This window comes from Chryseobacterium sp. (assembly GCF_045629545.1).
Classification (GTDB): domain Bacteria; phylum Bacteroidota; class Bacteroidia; order Flavobacteriales; family Weeksellaceae; genus Chryseobacterium.
On the sequence record NZ_JAZQRK010000008.1, the window covers coordinates 1 to 20,906 of the forward strand.

At 34.6% G+C, this 20,906-nt stretch carries 22 protein-coding genes and 3 tRNA genes; 8 read left to right on the forward strand and 17 right to left on the reverse strand.

The annotated features are described in order from the left end of the window. Positions 1-147: 147 nt before the first annotated feature. From ACKI42_RS01370 to ACKI42_RS01380, 3 genes are all read right to left on the reverse strand, one after another. Positions 148-1,032 carry a DMT family transporter gene (locus ACKI42_RS01370; RefSeq protein ID WP_407401680.1) on the reverse strand — a complete coding sequence of 295 codons (885 nt, stop codon included), beginning with the start codon at positions 1,030-1,032 and terminating at the stop codon, positions 148-150. Beyond that, positions 1,022-1,672 (reverse strand): leucyl/phenylalanyl-tRNA--protein transferase, encoded by a 651-nt coding sequence (gene aat, locus ACKI42_RS01375; RefSeq protein ID WP_407401682.1) that lies wholly within the window; start codon positions 1,670-1,672, stop codon positions 1,022-1,024. Before aat ends, ACKI42_RS01370 begins: the two co-directional genes overlap by 11 nt. 65 nt (positions 1,673-1,737) lie before the next feature. Further along, positions 1,738-2,115 (reverse strand): DUF3127 domain-containing protein, encoded by a 378-nt coding sequence (locus tag ACKI42_RS01380; RefSeq protein ID WP_407401684.1) that lies wholly within the window; start codon positions 2,113-2,115, stop codon positions 1,738-1,740. Positions 2,116-2,297: 182 nt separating this feature from the next. Here ACKI42_RS01380 and ACKI42_RS01385 point away from each other — a divergent pair. The 3 genes from ACKI42_RS01385 (at position 2,298) to ACKI42_RS01395 (ending at position 2,551) form a co-directional block, all read left to right on the forward strand. Continuing rightward, positions 2,298-2,379, forward strand: a tRNA-Leu gene (locus tag ACKI42_RS01385). Between the two features lie 8 nt (positions 2,380-2,387). Continuing rightward, positions 2,388-2,463: transfer RNA gene (locus tag ACKI42_RS01390), tRNA-Gly, on the forward strand. Between the two features lie 6 nt (positions 2,464-2,469). Further along, a tRNA-Leu gene (locus ACKI42_RS01395) sits at positions 2,470-2,551 on the forward strand. A 178-nt stretch (positions 2,552-2,729) separates the two neighbouring features. Here ACKI42_RS01395 and thiL read toward each other — a convergent pair. From thiL to ACKI42_RS01410, 3 genes are all read right to left on the reverse strand, one after another. After that, on the reverse strand, positions 2,730-3,794 hold the full coding sequence (gene thiL, locus ACKI42_RS01400; protein WP_407401686.1) for a thiamine-phosphate kinase: 1,065 nt from the start codon (positions 3,792-3,794) through the stop codon (positions 2,730-2,732). Between the two features lie 70 nt (positions 3,795-3,864). After that, complete coding sequence (locus ACKI42_RS01405; protein ID WP_407401688.1) at positions 3,865-4,359, reverse strand: acyl-CoA thioesterase; 495 nt, start codon at positions 4,357-4,359, stop codon at positions 3,865-3,867. Positions 4,360-4,585: 226 nt separating this feature from the next. Next, a complete protein-coding gene (locus ACKI42_RS01410; RefSeq protein ID WP_407401690.1) occupies positions 4,586-6,382 on the reverse strand; it encodes a DUF885 domain-containing protein in 1,797 nt (598 codons plus the stop codon). Positions 6,383-6,552: 170 nt separating this feature from the next. Between ACKI42_RS01410 and ACKI42_RS01415 the strand changes: the two genes are divergently transcribed. The 4 genes from ACKI42_RS01415 to ACKI42_RS01430 all read left to right on the forward strand — a co-directional run bounded on the left by ACKI42_RS01415 (position 6,553) and on the right by ACKI42_RS01430 (position 9,215). Continuing rightward, on the forward strand, positions 6,553-7,014 hold the full coding sequence (locus ACKI42_RS01415) for a hypothetical protein (RefSeq protein WP_407401692.1): 462 nt from the start codon (positions 6,553-6,555) through the stop codon (positions 7,012-7,014). Positions 7,015-7,184: 170 nt separating this feature from the next. Continuing rightward, a complete protein-coding gene (locus tag ACKI42_RS01420; protein ID WP_407401694.1) occupies positions 7,185-7,889 on the forward strand; it encodes a MotA/TolQ/ExbB proton channel family protein in 705 nt (234 codons plus the stop codon). Positions 7,890-7,898: 9 nt separating this feature from the next. Then, entirely contained in the window at positions 7,899-8,294 is a 396-nt protein-coding gene (locus ACKI42_RS01425) for an ExbD/TolR family protein (protein WP_407401696.1), read from the forward strand. Positions 8,295-8,324: 30 nt separating this feature from the next. After that, a complete protein-coding gene (locus tag ACKI42_RS01430) occupies positions 8,325-9,215 on the forward strand; it encodes a ferric siderophore ABC transporter substrate-binding protein (RefSeq protein WP_407401698.1) in 891 nt (296 codons plus the stop codon). 13 nt (positions 9,216-9,228) lie between these two features. Here the strand turns inward: ACKI42_RS01430 and ACKI42_RS01435 are convergent, their stop codons facing one another. The 9 genes from ACKI42_RS01435 to ACKI42_RS01475 form a co-directional block, all read right to left on the reverse strand. Then, positions 9,229-9,621: a hypothetical protein gene (locus ACKI42_RS01435; RefSeq protein ID WP_407401700.1), complete on the reverse strand. Its 393-nt coding sequence runs from the start codon at positions 9,619-9,621 to the stop codon at positions 9,229-9,231. An 18-nt stretch (positions 9,622-9,639) separates the two neighbouring features. Further along, positions 9,640-11,043, reverse strand: coding sequence for a nucleoside recognition domain-containing protein (locus ACKI42_RS01440; RefSeq protein ID WP_407401702.1), 1,404 nt, complete (start codon positions 11,041-11,043; stop codon positions 9,640-9,642). Between the two features lie 213 nt (positions 11,044-11,256). Beyond that, complete coding sequence (locus tag ACKI42_RS01445; RefSeq protein ID WP_407401704.1) at positions 11,257-11,769, reverse strand: DUF6973 domain-containing protein; 513 nt, start codon at positions 11,767-11,769, stop codon at positions 11,257-11,259. A gap of 54 nt (positions 11,770-11,823) precedes the next feature. Further along, complete coding sequence (gene accD / locus ACKI42_RS01450; protein ID WP_407401706.1) at positions 11,824-12,678, reverse strand: acetyl-CoA carboxylase, carboxyltransferase subunit beta; 855 nt, start codon at positions 12,676-12,678, stop codon at positions 11,824-11,826. 92 nt (positions 12,679-12,770) lie between these two features. Then, entirely contained in the window at positions 12,771-13,841 is a 1,071-nt protein-coding gene (fbaA, locus tag ACKI42_RS01455; RefSeq protein WP_407401708.1) for a class II fructose-bisphosphate aldolase, read from the reverse strand. Between the two features lie 67 nt (positions 13,842-13,908). Next, positions 13,909-14,775: an NAD kinase gene (locus ACKI42_RS01460; protein WP_407401710.1), complete on the reverse strand. Its 867-nt coding sequence runs from the start codon at positions 14,773-14,775 to the stop codon at positions 13,909-13,911. 1 nt (position 14,776) lies between these two features. Then, the gene (locus ACKI42_RS01465; RefSeq protein ID WP_407401712.1) at positions 14,777-15,427 is read right to left on the reverse strand and encodes a CBS domain-containing protein; all 651 of its coding nucleotides are present in this window, start codon (positions 15,425-15,427) and stop codon (positions 14,777-14,779) included. Positions 15,428-15,613: 186 nt separating this feature from the next. After that, the gene (locus tag ACKI42_RS01470) at positions 15,614-16,144 is read right to left on the reverse strand and encodes an RNA methyltransferase (protein ID WP_407401714.1); all 531 of its coding nucleotides are present in this window, start codon (positions 16,142-16,144) and stop codon (positions 15,614-15,616) included. A 58-nt stretch (positions 16,145-16,202) separates the two neighbouring features. Next, positions 16,203-17,090 carry a bestrophin family protein gene (locus tag ACKI42_RS01475; RefSeq protein WP_407401716.1) on the reverse strand — a complete coding sequence of 296 codons (888 nt, stop codon included), beginning with the start codon at positions 17,088-17,090 and terminating at the stop codon, positions 16,203-16,205. A 221-nt stretch (positions 17,091-17,311) separates the two neighbouring features. Between ACKI42_RS01475 and mutS the strand changes: the two genes are divergently transcribed. Continuing rightward, positions 17,312-19,903 (forward strand): DNA mismatch repair protein MutS, encoded by a 2,592-nt coding sequence (mutS, locus tag ACKI42_RS01480; protein WP_407401718.1) that lies wholly within the window; start codon positions 17,312-17,314, stop codon positions 19,901-19,903. Positions 19,904-19,915: 12 nt separating this feature from the next. On the opposite strand, the gene ACKI42_RS01485 is transcribed toward mutS, so the two are convergent. Both ACKI42_RS01485 and ACKI42_RS01490 read right to left on the reverse strand, forming a co-directional pair. Next, complete coding sequence (locus ACKI42_RS01485; protein WP_407401720.1) at positions 19,916-20,362, reverse strand: energy transducer TonB; 447 nt, start codon at positions 20,360-20,362, stop codon at positions 19,916-19,918. 190 nt (positions 20,363-20,552) lie between these two features. Further along, a complete protein-coding gene (locus ACKI42_RS01490; RefSeq protein WP_407401722.1) occupies positions 20,553-20,885 on the reverse strand; it encodes a hypothetical protein in 333 nt (110 codons plus the stop codon). Positions 20,886-20,906: the final 21 nt, after the last annotated feature.

The following is a 20,906-nucleotide window of genomic DNA, read 5'->3' on the forward strand; positions in this document are numbered from 1 at the left end:
AATAAAACAATGGCTAGAAAAATATCATTATCGAAAGCATCAAGGAATTAAAAATAAACCCCAAAATAAATACACCAAAGCAGCTTAAAATCCAACTAAGAAATACTAATTTTTGGTCCAGTGAAACGAGGGTAACTTAAACTACAATCACTTTGCAACAACTGTTTTAGCTCTGAGAAATACTAACCCCGCGATAATGATAGCTGTACCCGCAAATTGTATTACTGTGAGTTTTTCGCCTGCCAAATATCCCCATATAATAGCAACTACGGGCATTAGCAAAGTCACTGTAGAAGCGAAAAGTGGAGTAGAGACCTTTAGCAATCTATAGTTCATCATCATCGCCAATCCTGTCCCGAATACCGAAAGTAAACTGACAAAGAATAAACCGTGTAAATTCTCTTCGGTAAAAGTAAATGTAGATAAAAATCCTGTGGATAATAAAGCGATAATTGAAGGGATAATAAGAACAAACGAAAATACGAAAGCAGATAAAACTGTAGAAGAAACATCCATCAGTTTAGATTTTACAGTTGTGGTGCTTATCGCATAAAATAAAGTGGCTAGAAGAAGTAGGAGAATAGGATATATTTTGACGTCAGAATTTTCTCCTCCACCAAATGCAAGGATGCATACTCCAAGAAAACTAATTCCTACTCCGATAAGTTGTCTTTTGGAAGATTGAAATTTCCAAAGTAACGATCCTACGATAATCACAAAAATGGGCATCATAGAGTTAATAATTCCTGCAATACTACTGCTTATCTCTTCTTCCGCAATGGGAAATAAAAACATAGGTATGAAATTTCCTGTGATAGCTGCTAATACGAGCCACTTTATTTGTTTTTTGGGGAAGAGTTTATAATTGGAAATTGCAATGGGTAAAAGGATGATTCCTGCAATCAAGACGCGAAGAGCACCTACTTGGTAGGCACTAAAATGGTCTAGTGATTTTTTTATTAAAATAAAAGATGAACCCCAAATAAGGCTTAGTACTACTAATAGAATCCATTTTTCTTTCTCAGCGTTCATTATTTTTATATAAAATCGTTAAAAAATCTTTTTTAGGGATTGATCTCGCACCCAAACTTTCCAAATGATCCGTATGAGATTGGCAGTCTACCACATCTAGTTCGTCCTTATGAGATTCTACAAAATGTATAAAACCAGCCTTAGAAGCATTACTTACCTTGGCAAACATACTTTCCCCGCAGAACACTCGCCCAATTTGTAGTCCATAAAAACCACCTACTAACTCCCCATCTTTCCAAACTTCAACACTTTTGGCAAATCCGTATTGGTGTAGTTTAATAAAATTGGTCATTAGCTCATCAGAAAGCCAAGTACCATCTTGTCCTCTGCGAGTAATTTCTTGGCAATTTTTAATGACATCCTCAAAGTTTTTATTTTCTGTAATTGTAAAAACATCATTCTTCAATATCTTACGCATCGATTTTGAAACTTTCAAATCTTCAGGAAATAATACGAAACGAGGATTGGGGCACCACCACAATATTTCCTCACCCGGATTATACCAAGGGAAAATACCCAATTGGTAGGCAAACCAAATTCTTTCTAAAGACAAATCGCCTCCGAAAGCAATAATACCTTCTTCTCCTTCGTAGATTAAAGGGTCTGGAAATGAAATTTCATTTTCGTTGAGTCTAAACATTTTCAAAGAAATAAAAAAATCCCACTATTTTGAAAAGCGGGATTATATTGGATTGTTAGCTTTAATTAAAAAGGTAAATCATCATCTTCATCTGATGCAAAAGGATTCTGACCAGAAACTGGAGATGCAGACTGAGATGGAGCAGCATGTGTAGGCTCTTGTCCGTTCTCTGTTACTTTATCTAGTTTCCATCCAGTGATAGAATTGAAATATTTGGTTTCTCCTTGAGGAGATACCCATTCTCTTCCTCTGATGTTGATTCCTACCCTTACATTTTCACCTTCTGATACATTATCTAATAAATTGATCTTATCTGATAAAAATTCGATGTTGATAGGTTGAGGATATTGTTCTTGGGTTAAAATAACCATTTCTCTTTTTTGAAAACCACTCGTAAATGTTTGAATTTCAGTGATTCTCTTTACCGTTCCTTGTAATTCCATATCGTAAATATTAACGATGTAAAAGTACTAAATTGAAATGTAAATAAATGCCTTGAGAAAAAAAATTGCAAAAAAAATAAAAAAAATTGCAAAAACTCTTGCAAGTTCAGATTTTTGCCCTATATTTGCACTCAGAAAAACAGAGCATAGTTCTTTAAAAAAGACATACTGAAATATACAATGCGGATGTGGTGTAATTGGTAGCCACGCCAGACTTAGGATCTGGTGCTGTGAGGCGTGGGGGTTCGAGTCCCTTCATCCGCACAAAGTATGCGAAAATAGCTCAGCTGGTAGAGCACAACCTTGCCAAGGTTGGGGTCGCGGGTTCGAGTCCCGTTTTTCGCTCCACATCACGCCCTGGTGGTGGAATTGGTAGACACGCAGGACTTAAAATCCTGTGCCTTCGGGTGTACGGGTTCAAGTCCCGTCTGGGGTACAAAAAAAGACTGATAATCGTTTGATTGTCAGTCTTTTTTGTTTTTATACCTTTTGTAATTTAATTCATTATTTCTATTTTTCAAGGTATTAAATATCTTTCCTTTCTTATTTTAATTAAAAAAAAGAAAAAAGCCACTGCGTTACACAATGGCTTTATAATTTATTTAAAAGTAATTTTAGTCGTTATCTTGATTGCTTAAGAAAGCATTCCAACCTTGCGCAGTTAGAGCCACCAATTGGTTAGATCCTCTTGCAACCATGTAGTTGCCTTCAGAATGGTCTACTGCATGCCCAATAATGGTAAAATCTGGATGGTTTCTTATCTTTTCGAAATCTTCTGGAGAAATGGTAAACAATAATTCATAGTCTTCACCACCGCTTAGTGCTGTCATTACTGGATTTAAGTTCAGTTCATCTGCTGTAGAGATGGTAAGATTATCCATCGGAATTTTTTCTTCGTATAATCTGAAACCCACTTTAGACTGATCCGACAAATGAAGGATCTCTGAAGCCAAACCATCCGAAATATCAATCATAGAAGTAGGATGAATTTCTAGACCTTTCAGAATCTCTTTTACATCAGTTCTAGCCTCAGGTTTTAGTTGTCTTTCCAAAATATAGTCAAAACCTTCCATTTCAGGTTGCATATTTGGGTTAGCAAGATATACAGCGTGCTCTCTTTCTAAGATTTGTAATCCCATGTACGCTCCACCCAAATCTCCTGTTACTACAAGAAGATCATTTGGTTTTGCAGTACTTCTTTTTACAATATTTTCTTCATTTTCTAGTCCAATAGCAGTAATACTCATTACTAGACCTGTATTAGAACTTGTAGTATCGCCTCCTACCAAATCTACTTTGTAACGGTTACAAGCAGTTTGTATCCCTGCATACAACTCTTCTAGTGCTTCTACAGGAAAACGATTAGAAACCGCCAAAGAAACCAATATCTGAGTTGGAGTAGCGTTCATAGCAGCGATATCACTTAGATTCACAACCACAGCTTTATAACCCAAATGCTTCAATGGGACATATCCCAAATTGAAATGTACCCCTTCAGCCAAAACATCAGTAGAAACTACAACTCTTTTATTTCCTGGGTTGATAATGGCTGCATCATCGCCCACACTAGTTTCTGTAGACTCGTTGATGATAGGAAAATTTTCGGTAAGGTGTTTTATCAGTCCAAATTCTCCCAATTTTGAAATAGGAGTAAGTTCCTGAGATTTATCTTCAAACATATATTTTGTTTATCTAAAAATAAGAGTAGGGAAGTACTAAAGCTAGAAACAACCCATGATCTATTTTATTTTAATTATTAAAAACTGCTGGATCGATGTTTTCTGGCTTGAAAGGAAGCTTCTTGAAATCTTCTCTTGTAAGCACCACAGTATTCTCAGATTTGTATTTGTCCATTGCTTCTACTACATCATCTGGTGGAGAAGTCATTTTTCTTAGCATCACATCTATCCAAACACCAGTAGCTTCAGAAGTTGCACAATGCGTACCATCTGGAAGGTAAAATTTGTGAACGAAACGGTAGATAGAAGAATCTTCTGCACATCCGTCTATTTCCAAACTTACAGTAACTATCTGATCTGGGAAAATTTCTTTGAAGAATGAGAATCTTTCATGCATTACCACAGGCCCAATTCCCCAACGGCTAAGCTGAGTAACGCCCATTTTTTCTTTTTTCATAAAAGCCATTCTCGTTTGTGCACAATATTGTACATAAGAAGAATTTGCCAAATGTTTGTTGGCGTCCAAATCGCTCCAACGTACTTCAAATTTATGGTAAAATATCATTTATAATCTGTTTTAAATCATTCACTTTATAATTAGCAAAATTACTCAATTAAGATGGTTTACGAAAACTTTTGAGAATTTGCTTTCGCTCGTATTTTATATTTTATACATCGTATTTTTATCTTCTATGTTTAAATTTTTTTTAAAAAAAAAGGTCAGTTTCTACATTGAGTAAAAACCGACCTTCTGATGATTAATTGCGTGTATTAAAGGAAGCAAAATGGATTTATTTTTGTTTTTTTGCCCAAAGTTCCATCTTTCTGTTCAGAACATCCAAGGGTAAGCAACCTTGGCTAAGAACTTCATCATGGAAATGAGCCAAATTGAATTTGCTTCCCAACTGATTTTGATATTTATCTCTTAATTCTCGTATTCTTAGAGAACCAATTTTATAGCCCAACGCTTGTCCTGGCATTGCCATGTATCTTTCTACTTCAGCTATTGCACCGGCTTCATCGTAGGCAATATTATTAAGGAAATACGTAATAGCTTCTTCTCTTGTCATTTTACCGGTGTGAATTCCGGTATCTACTACCAATCTCACTGCTCTCAACATTTGGTCGCTCAGGTAACCCATTTTTTGATAAGGATCGGTGTACAAACCAAATTCTGGCCCTAGCGTTTCACAATAATGAGCCCAACCTTCGCCATAAGCTCCAAACCAACCGAATCTCATGAATTTTGGAAGTTTTGTATTTTCTTGTTGTAAAGAAACCTGATAATGGTGTCCCGGAATGGCTTCGTGTAGGAAAAGAGATTCCATACCAGAAGTTACATTAAATTTTGAAGGATCGGGAAGTGGCATATAAAAAATACCAGGTCTAGAACCATCAGGGGTTCCCTGGATATATTCTGCACTTGCACTTGCTTCTCTAAACTTTTCGGTCTGTCGGATTTCAAATTTCGTTTTTGGAGTTACACTAAACATGGTGCTCAATTTTGGTGTAATTTTCGCCAAAATACCATTGAAAGCTCCCAAAACTTCCTTAGAAGTCTTATAAGGCATTGCATCTGGACTGGTCTTCACATGGTTGATAAATTCTTCTAAGGTACCCGTAAAACCAACCTGCTGTTTTACTTTTTCCATTTCAGCACGCAGCATTGCCACTTGTTGAAGTCCAATTTTATTTATTTCTTCAGGATTTTTTGAAGTAGTTGTCCAGCTTTTTACATAATAGCTGTAGATATCATTCCCTTTTGGCAAACTATTGTATCCATCGGTTTCTCTAGATTTTGGTAAATATTCATTTTCCAAGAAGTCACCCATTTTCGTATAAGATGGGATAATGTATTTGGCAACTGCTTCTTTGTAAAGCTTTGTATATTCTGCTTTTTGAGATTTCGTAAAGGTAGAAGGAAACCTTTTGGTAGGTCCAGAAAAAATATTTTTCTCGAAGTCGGGTGTGATTATTTCCGCGGCACGCATCTGAGGAATCATCTTGATGACTAATTTTCTGGGAAGTACTATTTTGTTACTTATACCTTCTCTAAAATTAACAACGGCAGCATCCATCCAAAGCGGAAATTTCTCCATTCTTTTCAGCCAACTATCGTAATCTTGAGTGGTTGTAAAAGGTTGGCTCCCTTCTCCACTTCCATAAAGTGGAAAATTGAGTGGCAAGCCTGTAAATTGAGTGAAAGGAATATATTCTGGATGATAAGCGTAAGCTTCTATTTTATCCTTTAGGGTGTAATCTAAAACGTCATACACTACTTTGTCTTCATCAGAAAGACTTTTGTAATCTACATTTTCTAGTTGTTTTTGAATTGAATTATAAAAAGTAATTTCCCCAGAGATAAAATCTTTATCGATATTGATGGGTAATTGATCATTATACCTTAGATCACCCTGTGAAGTAGCTTCTAAAGGATAAAGTTTCAGATATTGCTCATAGTAATTAGAAGCTATAGAATCCAAATTGGATGGAGTAACCTTAGTAAGTGGCGAATCTGATTTCTTACACGATCCCAGAGTAAAGACCAAGCCAAATCCGAGAATGGTTTTTAATATGATGTTTTTCATTATTTTCAATGGTTTAATTCACAAAAATAGGTAATATTAGAAAATAAACGATTTGATAAGCTTAAATTATATATAAAAAATAAATTTTAAAATTTCTTATACGTTCCGACATTTTTCTATCTTTGCTTACAACGTTTAACAATTATAGTACAGATCTTTTTTTAGAAATAATGAAAGGGATTTTAAAAATTTACCACCCAGACGAAACATTAAAATACAATATAAAAAGTACTTATTGTAAGGCTATTTATAGTAACCAGCAGCATTTTCTTGAAGTAGAAATAATATCGGATGATGCTTTGGACCATGTAGACGATGATTCTTTACAAAACAGTTTTCCGCAATTGTCGTTCAAAATCATAGATTTTCCGACGGTAGACGAGGAAATTGAAGACAAGACCTTCTTGGTTAACGATACAGATGAAGATATCTTTACGGAAGTAGATTTGTATGATGATGAAGATGCTTTTTTGTCGGACAATGAGTTGTCTTTTGAGAAAGATCAACATGGAGATCTGCAATTGATTTGGAAAGGAAATATCACTGATTTTTTTACCGGAACAGAACAAATTTTGCCATTTCGCCTTAAATGCGAATGCAAGCAAGATGAAATTGAAATAGACGAAGACTAATTTTCCCCTCTATTTTCGATTAATTTTCTTTTCAAATGTATTTTTGAGAAGAATTTTGCTATATTTAAAAGTTATCTTTATCAAAGAAGTATTTTAAGCTTATTTTAAGATAGTTATTGATAATATTCCTTTACTTTTGTCGTTTAAACACAATAAAAATATATAAATTCATGCTGTTAACAGACCTTACTCACCTCTTATTTGCACAAGTAGTTGCGCCAAATGTGGTTGCAGAAAAATTAGAATTTTCCTTTTGGGATATCTTATTTCATGGAGGCGCATTCGCCAAAATTGTAATGGGAACTGTTATAGCATTGGGAGTGTTCTCTGTTTACTTATTTTTTGAAAGATTCTTTTTTATTAATAGAATGATTTCTAAAACAGATTCCAACTTCATGCACAATATTGAAGACTATATAAGAGATGGAAAAGTAGATGCTGCATTAGACTATTGCAAGTCTCAAAATTCTCCTGAAGGAAGAGTTTTAGAAAAAGGAATATCTAGATTGGGTAGGCCTGTTTCTGATATTGTAAGCGCAATGGAGTCTCAGGCACAAGTAGAAATAGCCAATATGGAGAAAAACCTTAATCTTCTTGCTGTAGTGCCTAGTATTGCGCCTATGCTAGGACTTCTAGGAACGGTAATTGGGATGATTATCGCTTTCTTTAATCTTTCTCATGCTGAAGGTTCTTTCTCACCAAAAACATTATCAGAAGGTATCTATACTGCACTAGGACAAACTGCAGTTGGTTTGGCCGTGGCAATACCTGCTAACTTTTTTTACAATATTCTACTGACAAGAATAGATAAATTTGTATTGAAATTACAAAATAATTCTGGTGAGTTTCTAGATACTATCAACAAACCTTTATAAATTTTTCTTATGAAAATTCAGAGAAGAAATAAGGCCAACCCAGAGTTTAGTTTAGCAGCGATGACGGATGTTATCTTGCTTATGCTAATCTTTTTTATGATTACCTCATCTGCAGCCAACCAAAGTGCAATAGATGTGAAATTGCCCACTACGGCAAGTATTGAGGACAATATTCCGAATCCTGTAACCGTGAGTATAAAACCAGATGGTACCTATTTTGTAGATGATAAACCTGTAACTAGAGAGCTCTTAGAACAAACTGTAGTTAGTGATCTAGCGGCAAAATCTAGTACCTCTTTTACGATAAGAGCTGATGAAAATACGATGCACAAAGATGTAGTTTTTGCTATGGAAATAGCCGAAAAGCACAAATTTAATATTGCAATTGCAACTGTGAAAGATTGATAAAGAGGATATTAAAATTCTAAAGTTATTATGAGTACTTACAGCGTTGATAGAAACGAAAATAACAAGGACAAAATAAAAAGCGGAATTATTTCTGTGGCTATTTGGTCTGCAATTTTATTGTTTGTATTTATATATAAACTCCAATTGCCAGAAGTAGAAAAACAACCTGAAGTTATTACAACTATGTTGGTAAACTTTGGGGATAATAGAAATGCTGTTGGTATTGAAGAACCAGCACCCCAAGAGGGAAGTGTAGCCGCTGGAACAGAAGAAAAAGCACCAGTACCAGTAGAAACTAAGGTAACAGAACCAGAAGTTATTGCAAAGCCAGAGCCAAAGCCAATAGAGAAAAAACCTATTTTAAAAGATAAGGTTATCACAGGAACGAATAAAAATACCACCGCAACTAAGAAAACTGAAACCAAAGCTGATAAAACCACAAAAACAAGTACAGCTTCTACTACTAATAAGACAAATGCCAAAACATCGGCAAGTACCTCAAATGCTAAAGCAGGCAATGGTGATGGAAAAGGGAATGCAGCCATTGGAAACTTAATAAAAGGAAGAGGTACAAAAGCAGGAAGCCAAGGTACAGGCGCAGGTATAGGAAATAATGGAGATCCTCTTGGTGGTGATGGCGACGGAGATAGCAAAGTGGGGATCGATAGAAAACTAGTAGGATATATACCTGGAACCATGGGGCGTGGTGGCGCACAGCCAAGCCATTCTTGTAAGGCTGGAGGTTCTATTACCATCTCTTATACTGTAGACAAATCGGGTAATGTATCTTCTGCGAGACGACAAAGTGGAGTTTCTGATCCTTGTGTAGTTTCTACGTCCATATCTTGGGTTAAAAAATATGTGAAAGCTGAAAAGGCAACTACTTCCTCCACAGGAAGCTATAAAATATCATTCTAATGAAAAAAAGCACTTATGAAAGTGCTTTTTTTAGTTCTGAGATTCTTGTAATAAAAGGCAATGCGAATATGCCACTGGTTTGTAGATACAGTTCGTAGAATGTTTGTGCTTTACCCTGAAATTCTTGGTTATTATTTTCTTTAGATTTTAGATAAAACAAATTACCCAACATCTCGTAGTAATCTTTATGATCTCTTTCTTGTCGTTCGTTCACGATTGCGATAATTTCTTCTTTGGTCATCGCAGAAATGGTTGCAAAATCCATTTTGAAAATATCCTTCATCAAAGTATCATAATCCATTTCTTTTTGCATTAAACTTTCCTCTGGTTTGTCCAAAATCAATTTATTTAATGCTTGTGTCAATTGACGAATCAATCTTAGCGTGAATTCTTTATCTGTAATCATTGTTTTAAATTAAAAAGTTTAGGCAAAAAACAAATAAGCCAATCCAATAGCGGTAATAACGCCTACCAAATCTGCCAATAGCATTGCAATAACGGTATATCTTGTGTTCTTTACGGCAACTGCACCAAAGTATACGGCGATTACGTAAAACGTAGTATCTGAGCTTCCTTGCAGCACTGCTGCCAATTTCCCTTGGAAGCTATCAGCACCAAAAGTTGCCATAGTATCTACCATCATACCACGCGCGCCAGAACCTGATAATGGTTTGATAAGAGCAGTAGGAAGTCCATCTACAAATCTAGAATCCAAACTTGCCATTTGTGCTATCCATTTCATTCCATCAATAATCACTTCAAAGACGCCAGAAGTTCTTAAAAGAGATATTGCAATCAGCATTCCTACCAAATAAGGAATAATCTTTACACAAGTGGTAAATCCTTCTTTTGCACCTTCTATAAAGGCATCGAAAACATTTATCTTTTTGTAAACTGCACCCAATACAATGGCTAAAAATATAAATAAAATTAAACCATTACTTAATACTTTACTAAAGGTATCCAATTCATCTTTACTCAATTGTACCAAATAGATCACTAAAAGTCCAATAATAGCCGAAATTCCACCTACGTATGCAATTACAATAGGACGAAGCAGATTGATCTTTTGATATAAAGAAACCACAATCATCGCAGCCAATGTAGCCGCAAAAGTAGCAATCATACACGGTAAGAAAATATCCGTTGGTGTTTGAGATTTCATAGATGCTCTGATGGCGATGATAGACACGGGAATTAAAGTCATTCCTCCTGCGTGTAAACACAAAAACATAATCTGAGAATTACTTGCGGTATCTTTATTTGGGTTTAAAGTTTGCAAACTTTCCATTGCTTTTAGTCCGAAAGGTGTTGCGGCATTGTCCAGACCTAAAAGATTAGCACTGAAATTCATCAACATATGCCCGAAAGCAGGATGGTTTTTGGGGATTTCTGGGAAAAGCTTGGAAAAGAAAGGTTGTATCAATCGGCTTAAAAGATTGATTCCTCCAGCTTTTTCAGCGATACTCATAAAACCCATAAAAAGCGTCATAATACCAATTAAACCAATACAAATTTTCACTGCAGTTTCTGATGTGCCTATTACACCATCAGATTCTTGTATACGATATACATTTACATTTTGTTGTAAAGAGTCTGCTTTGTAGTGAATTCTGTTTTCTACAAAATGAGCATCTTTTTTCAGACCCTCTTTTATGCTTGGTAAAAGTACATCTACTTTTTCTTTAGCAATTTGTACCGTATCACCACCTTTACCTACTACCATATCGTTGAAGATGGTTTGGTAATTATTGGATGAAATGTATTTTATACTAGCAATGGCGATGGCAATAATGATAAATGCCGACCAAATTCTACTAAGAACCATGGGATAAATTTATGAGGGAATAAACATAGTTAAAAATAATTTAAACCGCAAAAAGTAGAAGATACTGTTGAAAATATTTTAAGATTTATCTTAAGTTTATTTAAATTTAAACCAAAAAAAACAAGATAAAATTAAGTATCAAAATCGTTTTCGTTATATATAAATTAAAATATATTTAAATTTAAACTAAAGAATTCTAAGATTTTGCTTAAATTAATTTTCGTCTAGATACACCAATTCCCCTTCGAAGTGATCTTCAAGACTAGTAAGTACCTTTGCCTGAGCAGTTTTTTTCTGTAAAGCCTCCATAAAGAAACTTTTTTCGAAAAACTGACGATGTATGCCTGGTAAAATCTCCATGAAATAATCCATTCCAACCTTGTTATTATGAAGATCCATTTTGGTTTCAAGAGGTTTGTTGGGGAATAATTCTTCATGCAAATCTGTTATTTTTTTGCAAAAATCTAGTGATTTTTCTGGGGAAGATATTTTGCTACAATACATCATAATCAGACAACACCACAACGCGTGTCTAAATGCGTTACCTTCTCCATTATTAGAAGCGGTCTTAGGGTATAAGTTTTGTGCGATGCTAAACGCTTTTACGGTAGCATATAAAGTAAGGATAGAAAATAGGGGATGAGGGAAGATGGTAGATGAAAGACGGAGCAATTTTTTCAGGCTCAAACTTTTTAGGGTATCGAATATAATTTTAAATGTCCTCATATATAAAAAAATCTCTCTCGATAAGGAGAGAGATTGTATTGTTTGAAGTAAAAATTAAGCTTTTACGGCTAATAAATTCACAGTTTTAGAAACAATTTCTTTAATTTCTGTTCTTTTTACAATAAAGTCTACAAAACCTTTTTCTTGCAAAAATTCTGAAGTTTGGAAGCCTTCGGGTAGATCTCTACCAATAGTTTCTCTGATAACTCTAGGACCAGCAAACCCGATTAGAGCTTTTGGCTCTGCCATAATGATGTCTGCTGTCATTGCAAATGAAGCCGTGATACCACCAAATGTAGGATCGCAAAGGTAGGCAATGTATAAAAGTCCTGCTTCAGAAAGCTGAGCCAACTTAGATTGTACTTTTGCCAATTGCATCAAAGAATACGTAGCTTCTTGCATTCTTGCTCCTCCAGACTGACAAATAATCATATAAGGAAGTTTGTGCGCGATACAATAGTCTACGGCTCTTCTTATTTTTTCTCCCATTACAGAACCCAAAGATCCACCAATAAAGGCAAAATCCATACAAGAAACTACCATCTGAGTTCCATTTACTGTACCTACAGCGTTTCTAATAGAATCTGTAAGTTTTGTTTTTGCTCTTACCTCTTTTAAACGATCTGTGTAAGATTTAGTATCTTTAAAATTAAGAATATCTATACTTTCAACATTAGCATCCAGTTCTGTAAATTTTCCTTCATCAAATAGGATGTCAAAAAACTCTGCACTTCCGATTCTTACATGAAATCCGTCTTCAGGAGAAACATAATTGTTTTTCTTCAATTCTTCGTGTTCTACAACTTTTCCAGAAGGAGTTTGATGCCAAAGTCCCTTAGGAACATCTTTTTTCTCATCTGTAGAAGTTGTAATGTTTTGTGCTTTTCTTTTAAACCAATCGAATGCCATTTTTTGTATGTATTAAGGTATCAATGTAAAATGTATTAACATATAATGCATTCAATATGAATATGTTATATGTTAATACAAATGTACAGTTCTTATTTTAAAGTATTTACGTTATTTAAATCTTCAAATGCTTTTACTAATCTTGTAGAGAATGTTTCCTCAGATTTTCTTACCCAAACTCTTGGATCGTAGAATTTTTTATTAGGCTTCTCTTCTCCATCAGGATTACCAATTTGAGTTCTCAGATAATCAATATTAGTTGTCATATAATCTCTTGCACCTTCTGTGTAAGCAAACTGCAGATCTGTATCAATATTCATTTTTATAACACCGTAGTCTATTGCTTCTCTTATTTCTTCTACTGAAGAACCAGATCCACCATGGAATACAAAGTTAATAGGTTTTGCAGCCGTCCCGAATTTTTCTTCAACAAATTTCTGAGAATTGTCTAAGATTTTCGGCGTAAGAACTACATTACCTGGCTTATAAACACCGTGTACATTCCCGAAAGCAGCTGCAATAGTAAAGTTGTCGGAGATCGCTTTTAATTTTTCATAAGTATAAGCAATATCTTCTGGTTGTGTGTACAATAGAGAATTGTCTACACCAGAGTTGTCTACACCATCTTCTTCTCCTCCTGTAACTCCTATTTCTACTTCTAGCGTCATGTTTAGTTTCGCCATTCTTTCGAAATATTGTGCGGAGATCGCTAAGTTTTCTTCTAAAGGCTCTTCAGAAAGATCTAGCATGTGAGAAGAATAAAGAGATTTTCCTGTTTGCTTGAAGAATTCTTCGTTAGCATCCATCAATCCATCAATCCAAGGAAGTAATTTTTTTGCACAATGGTCCGTATGTAAGATTACGGTTGCACCGTAAGCTTCAGCTAGAGTGTGAATGTGTTTTGCACCAGCAATACCTCCCAAAATAGCAGATTTTTGAGCATCATTGCTCAACCCTTTTCCTGCGTTGAAAGCTGCTCCACCGTTAGAAAACTGAATAATCACTGGAGAGTTCAGCTTCGCTGCAGTCTCCATTACTGCGTTTACATTGCTAGAACCAATAACGTTTACTGCTGGTAATGCAAATTTGTTTTCTTTCGCATATTGAAAAATATCTGTAACTAACTGACCTGTGGCAACTCCTGCCGGAAAAATTCTGCTCATAATTTACTTTTTATATAATTATTAGGATTTTTTAATTCTCGTAAAGATAATAATTTTTAAGAAATCTCTAATTTCTTTTATCTTTTCCCCAAAGTAGTTTCTGGCGGATCGTTTCGTAGAAGCTAAGATGATTGGGTTGTACTAGAAGTATTTGGAAATCAGCCTTTTTCAAAATAATTTCTTTTTCAGTCTCTATATGCAATAGCCTAGAATCTAAGGAGAGCGAATATTCTGGCACTCTACTTTCTACCCGGAATTTGATCTCCACTTGATCATTTAGTACCAATGGTCTCACATTTAGGTTGTGAGGAGCAATGGGCGTAATCACGAAATTTTCATTATTAGGAGAAATAATTGGCCCGCCACAACTCAATGAGTATGCAGTAGAACCAGTAGGAGTAGAAACAATAACGCCATCTCCCCAAAATACATTTAGAAATTCATCATTAATATAAGAATCTACCGTGATCATGGAAGTTGTTTCTTTTCTGGAAATCGTTACATCATTCAAGGCATAAGGAGAAAAATCACCTGATCTAGGAGATACCACCTCAATTACAGATCTACGGCTCGTCTTTACATCACCTTTTAGGATACTATCAAGCTCTTTGAAGGCTTCTTCTTTAGTAAAACTTGCCAAAAAACCCAGTCTGCCAGTATTTACCCCAACAATAGGAATCTCTAAGTCTTCAATAAAGGTAAGAGAATTAACAATAGTGCCATCTCCTCCGAAGGTGAAAAACAAATCTACGTTTTTATCTTTAAGATCTTGTTTGTCGCTAAACGTTTCAAAAATTTTAGAAAATTGTAAAGATTCAGCCATTTGGTCGAACAAGACCGACTTTACGCCTCTACTTTCTAGTTCGGAAATAAATTTGCTGAGATATAAAAATGTATCGAGATCTCTTTTCTGAGAATATATGGCTGCCTTCATGTTATATTTCTATATATTTTTGTAAAAAACCCAGTCGGTCTTTATAAAGATCTGTTTTTTCGTCTGTATAATATTTTTCAACAATCCTATAATCGTATCTATCGAAAGTTGCATCTATCGATGCCAAGTTTTCATTGCTTATCTTGATGGTAACTTGTATTACATCATCAGACATTGAGCTGATAAAAGCACCGAAAAATTTAGAATTATTACTTTCTACAATATTGGCAATTTCCGTCATCGAGTATTTTCTTGCTGGAACTTCCACGGTAAGCATGGCTCCAGATTCTGAAAAAAGTGGAAATAAAGATAGATTTTGGAAAACATCATCACAGCCAATATAGCCTTGGTATTTTTCATTTTTATTGATGACCGGAATAACATTCGTATTAAACGTGTAGAACAGGCGAATGCTTTCTAGCATATTGTTATCTTCTAAAATTGCAAATCGCTCTATTTGATTTTCTAATGATTTTAATAGTCCTTCTTCCTCAGAAAGTGATTCTTTAGAAATAGCACCCAAAAAATGCCCCGATTTTTTGATGAAAATATGGCTATACCCAAAAGATTCTATTGTTTCTCTTGCCGATTCTATAGAGTCAGAAAGTTGAAAACACGGAAAATCTTTTGAGATATACTCCTTGATATACATGGTGCTAATTTATAAAATTTTAAACGAAAAGTTCTGGTTTTACAATCTTTATTTTTATTTTTAATAAAATAAATGAGTAAAAAATTGTTTTGAAAGGAAACTTGATGTATCTTTGTCGCCTTTCATTTTTACTTTTTATTAGATTTATTTCAAACTGCACTGTCTTTTTAGACTTTTGCAGTTTTTTTATTTTAGGACTTTTGCAAACTCCCACATTACAATTCCTCCACATACACTTACATTCAGAGAATGCTTTGTACCGAGCTGAGGGATTTCCAAGAAGGTATCTATGTTTTGTAAAGCTTCATCACTTATTCCTTCCACTTCATTACCGAGTATAATCGCATATTTTTTTGTACGATTAATCTCAAAATCGGTAATCATTACGCTATCTGTAGTTTGTTCTATCCCTACAATTTCGTATCCATCTTTACGCAAAGTATCGATGGTGGTATTAATGTCAGCTTCATGAGACCAATCTACACTTTCTGTAGCGCCTAATGCTGCTTTATGGATTTCTCTGTGTGGAGGTTGTGGTGTAATGCCACACAAAATGATTTTTTCAACCAAGAAAGCGTCAGCAGTTCTAAAGGTAGCTCCCACATTATGCATACTTCTAATATTATCTAGAATAACGATTAACGGAATTTTTTCTACTTTTTTGAAAGTTTTAATATCAATTCTGTTTAGCTCTTCTAGTTTTAATTTATTTACCAAAATATTTTATTGTTTAATCTATTACTATTTACGAATTATTTTTAAAGTAATAACTCTTTTATCTGTTTTTTATTCCTAAAATTTGATGTACATTTTTCTCAATATTTTGTGCAATTGCCTCCATCGGGATATCGTTTTCATCATTATTGAAGGGATCTTCTATTTCCTCAGCAATTATTTCCAAACTCATCAATACATAGTACACAAAAACCGTTAGCGGAATCATAAACATCCCAATGCTAATAACATACGCTACAGGCAACGCAAGTACATATAATATAATGAATTTCTTAACGAATGAGGAATAAGAATACGGTATAGGTGTATTTTTTATTCTCTCGCAACCCCCACAGACTTCAAGGAAACCAGAAAGTTGTGGATCTAAGTAAAGCATATCCATTTCAGTTATTTTTCCTTCTTTTTTCAAATTTTGTAATTTGTGAGTAAGGAAATACACAATTTCGGAGGGAGAATGATGCTTCAACGAGGTTTCAATGTCTGTATAATCTTCATCTAGAGCCAACCTTGTAGATTCTTGAGAAAGATGTTTTGCTAAAAAGTGAGGGAAGTATTTTAAATATTTTGAGATTTGTTCTCTATTTTTCACATCATCATCACCCAAGATGGTATTTATTTTTACGGCAAAATTTCGGGTGTCGTTCACTAGTTTTCCCCATATTTTTCTACCTTCCCACCATCTATCATAGGCAGTATTAGTTCGGAAAACCAATAATAATGATAATACAAATCCCAAAAGCGAATGCAGCATACCGATATTACTCACCCCAGATTTTGCTGTAAGATGCAGATATTGTACCTCTAAGTAGAGGATGCCATACGAGTAGATACCCACCAAAATCATACTTGGGAATAGCGTTTTCATCGTGTCGCTTTTATGTAAGCTAAAAAGTATTTTGATGAAATGTTTGGTATTATATGCTCGCATTTTTTAGGTGTTATGTTGCAAAGATAATTTTTTATAAATTTCTAAAAAAGGCGTATTTTTTTTATTACCTTATTTCCATCGTATCGACCAAGGATGAAGCACGAAGTAATGTGGGTGTTTTCTTGTCGATAGATTACATTTTTCTTGGTTTAATTAGTGTATGGTGACAAAACTTTGTAACCCTAATTTTTATACCTAAATTTGGTGTTTATTTTTGATCAATGGCAAAGGAAAAGGAGAAGAAAGAGACCCCACTTATGACGCAATACAATACCATCAAGGCAAAATATCCTGATGCATTGCTATTATTTAGGGTTGGAGATTTTTACGAAACATTTGGACAAGACGCGGTAAGGACTTCTCAGATTCTAGGAATTGTACTTACCAAAAGAGCAAATGGAGACGGACATATAGAATTGGCTGGTTTTCCGCATCATTCTGTAGATTCTTATATGCCAAAGTTGGTGAGAGCAGGACTTCGTGTTGCCATTTGTGACCAACTAGAAGATCCCAAAACCGTAAAAGGTATTGTAAAGCGTGGTGTAACCGAGCTGATAACACCTGGAGTTACCTTCAACGACCAAGTTTTAACCTCCAAAAAGAATAACTTTCTACTTTCTCTTCACAAAGAAAAAGAGAAATATGGGATTGCTCTTGTAGATGTTTCTACAGGTGAATTTTTGGTGAGTGAAGGTAACCTAGAAAAACTTTTGCATATAGTAAATACCTTTGATCCTAGCGAAATTATCTGCCAAAGAAGTGTGGCTATTCCAGATCAACTAAAGAGTAGAAATGTCTTTAAATTGGAAGATTGGGCGTATCAATACAATTATGCCTACGAAAAACTGAATTCACATTTTAAAACTAAATCTTTAAAGGGGTTTGGGGTAGAGCATTCTCCTTTGGCAATTACTGCTTCTGGAGCTATTTTTGCCTATTTGGTAGACGATACACACCATAATCTTCTTTCTCATATCACCAAAATACAGATTATTCCGCAAGAGGATTTTCTAATGATGGATCATTTTACCCTTCGTAATCTCGAAATTGTTTATCCAAGCAATCCTAAAGGCAAATCTCTTTTGGATATTATAGATAAAACCTGTACGCCTATGGGAGGAAGATTGCTAAGAAGAAGAATTATACTGCCTCTAAAATCTGTCTCAGAAATCAATAGAAGATTGGCTTTAGTAGATTTTTTTAATGAAAATGATCATTTAAAATATGAAATCTCAGTGTTGCTAAGTTCTATTTCGGATTTGGATCGATTGATGGGAAAATTGGCAGCCGAAAAAATTTCTCCAAAGGAAATGGGATATCTCCGTCAAAGTTTAGTAGATATCAAACAAATAAAAGCATTGTTGCATCCACATGCTGATGTTATGGCGTGGGTAGACCCGCTGAATAATTTGGACGAATTGATTATTTTACTACAGAATCATCTCAATGAAGAATTACCTGTACTTTTATTAAAAGGAAATGTAATAAAAGAAGGAATTTCTGAAGAGTTGGATCATCTGAGAGGATTGCAATCTAAAGGTCGAGGATTCTTGGACGAAATGTGCCAAAGAGAAATAGAACGCACCGGAATTACAAGTCTAAAAATAGATTTCAACAACGTCTTTGGTTATTATATTGAAGTAAGAAATGCACACAAAGATAAAGTGCCTTCCGAGTGGCTAAGGAAACAAACTTTGGTAAATGCAGAACGCTATATCACCGAAGAGCTAAAAGAATATGAAAGCCAAATCTTAGGAGCAGAGGAAAAAATAAGTGTGTTAGAAAATCAATTATACAGAAAGGTATGTGCAGATACCATGATTTATATTGATAAAATACAAGAAAACTCTACTATTATCGCACAGCTAGATGTCGCAGTAGGAATGTCTGAGCTATCTGTTACCGAAAGTTATACAAAACCTATTCTCAACGATGGCTTTGCGATAGATCTAAAAGAAGCTAGACATCCGATAATAGAAAATGCGCTTCCATTAGGTGAAAAATATATCCCAAATGATATTTATCTAGATAAAGGAGAGCAACAAATCATCATGGTTACAGGACCCAATATGGCAGGTAAGTCTGCAATACTTCGTCAGACAGCAATTGTTTGCCTTTTGGCGCAGATAGGAAGTTTTGTGCCTGCAAAACATGCCGAAATCGGAGTTTTGGACAAAATCTTTACGAGAGTAGGAGCAAGTGATAATATTTCTGCAGGAGAATCTACTTTTATGGTAGAAATGAACGAGGCTGCGTATATTCTAAATAATATATCAGATAGGAGTTTGATTTTGCTAGACGAAATTGGACGAGGTACTTCCACTTATGATGGAGTTTCTATTGCATGGGCAATAGCCGAATATTTGCATCAGCATCCTTCTCAGGCTAAAACCTTGTTTGCAACCCATTATCACGAACTAAATGAGATGTCTGTAAATTTCGAGAGGATAAAAAATTTCCACGTTTCTATACAAGAAAACAAAGGAAATATCATTTTTCTGAGAAAGCTAATTCCTGGTGGAAGCGAACACAGTTTTGGTATCCACGTTGCAAAATTGGCAGGGATGCCTTCTAAGGTGGTCAATAGAGCTTCAGAAATCCTGAAAACTTTAGAATCTAGCCGTTCTCAGGCAAGCTCTTCTGAAAACATAAAAAAGGTAACAGAAGAAAATATGCAATTATCATTTTTCCAGCTTGATGATCCTGTTTTGGAAAGCATCAGAGATGAATTAACGAAAATTGACATCAATACCCTGACGCCAATTGAAGCTTTGATGAAGCTGAATTCGATAAAAAAAATGATTGGCAAATAATCTGTTATTATCCTAAAACTTCTTAGGTACCAAAGAAAAATTATACAAATAGCGTACTGGTTTCCCGCCTACTAATGCGGGTTTCCATCGCTTTGTAACCCTTTTTATACCCAATTCTGCTGCTTCATTGTGCTTCTTATCGCTTCCAAGTGCTACCATATTTCTTACATATCCGTCCTTTTCTACAATGAAATAGATATGTGTATCTAGTTTCTTATTATGCTTTAATCCCAGAGTTGGGATACCTTCCACAAAACTTTTGTTGAATGCTGGAAATCCTCCAGGAAACTCAGGTGGAGAATCTGCACTCACCACAACGTCTTTTAAATTGAGTTTGGTTTTTACCACATCAAAATTTGGAATTGATCCGATTGTTTTGGGCAAAGAATCATTTTTAATAGCTTGTGCAAAACTTAGAATACTCATTAATAATGCAAATAAAAGTAAGTGTTTCTTCATGGCGGGAGGTACTATAATAATTTTTAAAAGACCACTTGTAGATAAAGTGTTTTCTTGATTAGAATTTAACTCACAAAAATAATACCATTTTCTAAAAATTCTCCTATTGATGGAGTTCATAAAGTTTTTTGTTAAAAAATAAAGATAATTTGATGAGTTTGAATAATACTTTTTTTCCAATAAAAAAAAATTAATCCCAATCGGCTGCGATAGATTTTATTACATTTCCATTCTGGTCATATAAATAGAGAAAATGACCATCTATTTTATAGCGGTTAATATTTTTTAGATTTAAATTAAACTGATTCTGAAGCTTTATACCTTCACACGGTTTTATATTTAAAGTATTTGGGTCTATTTTTATCACGCCTTTTTTTTTCATTTTAAAATAAAAATCTGTAGAACTACAACCGAAGGTTGCAATACCATGATGTAAATTTCCAAAATTACCTTCCTCGAAAACAATTTTTGCGTTAGCGTTCATTAGTTCTTGCTTATTGAAATTTGGTAATGTAACCAGCATCCACTCTCTTTTTAGTAGTGA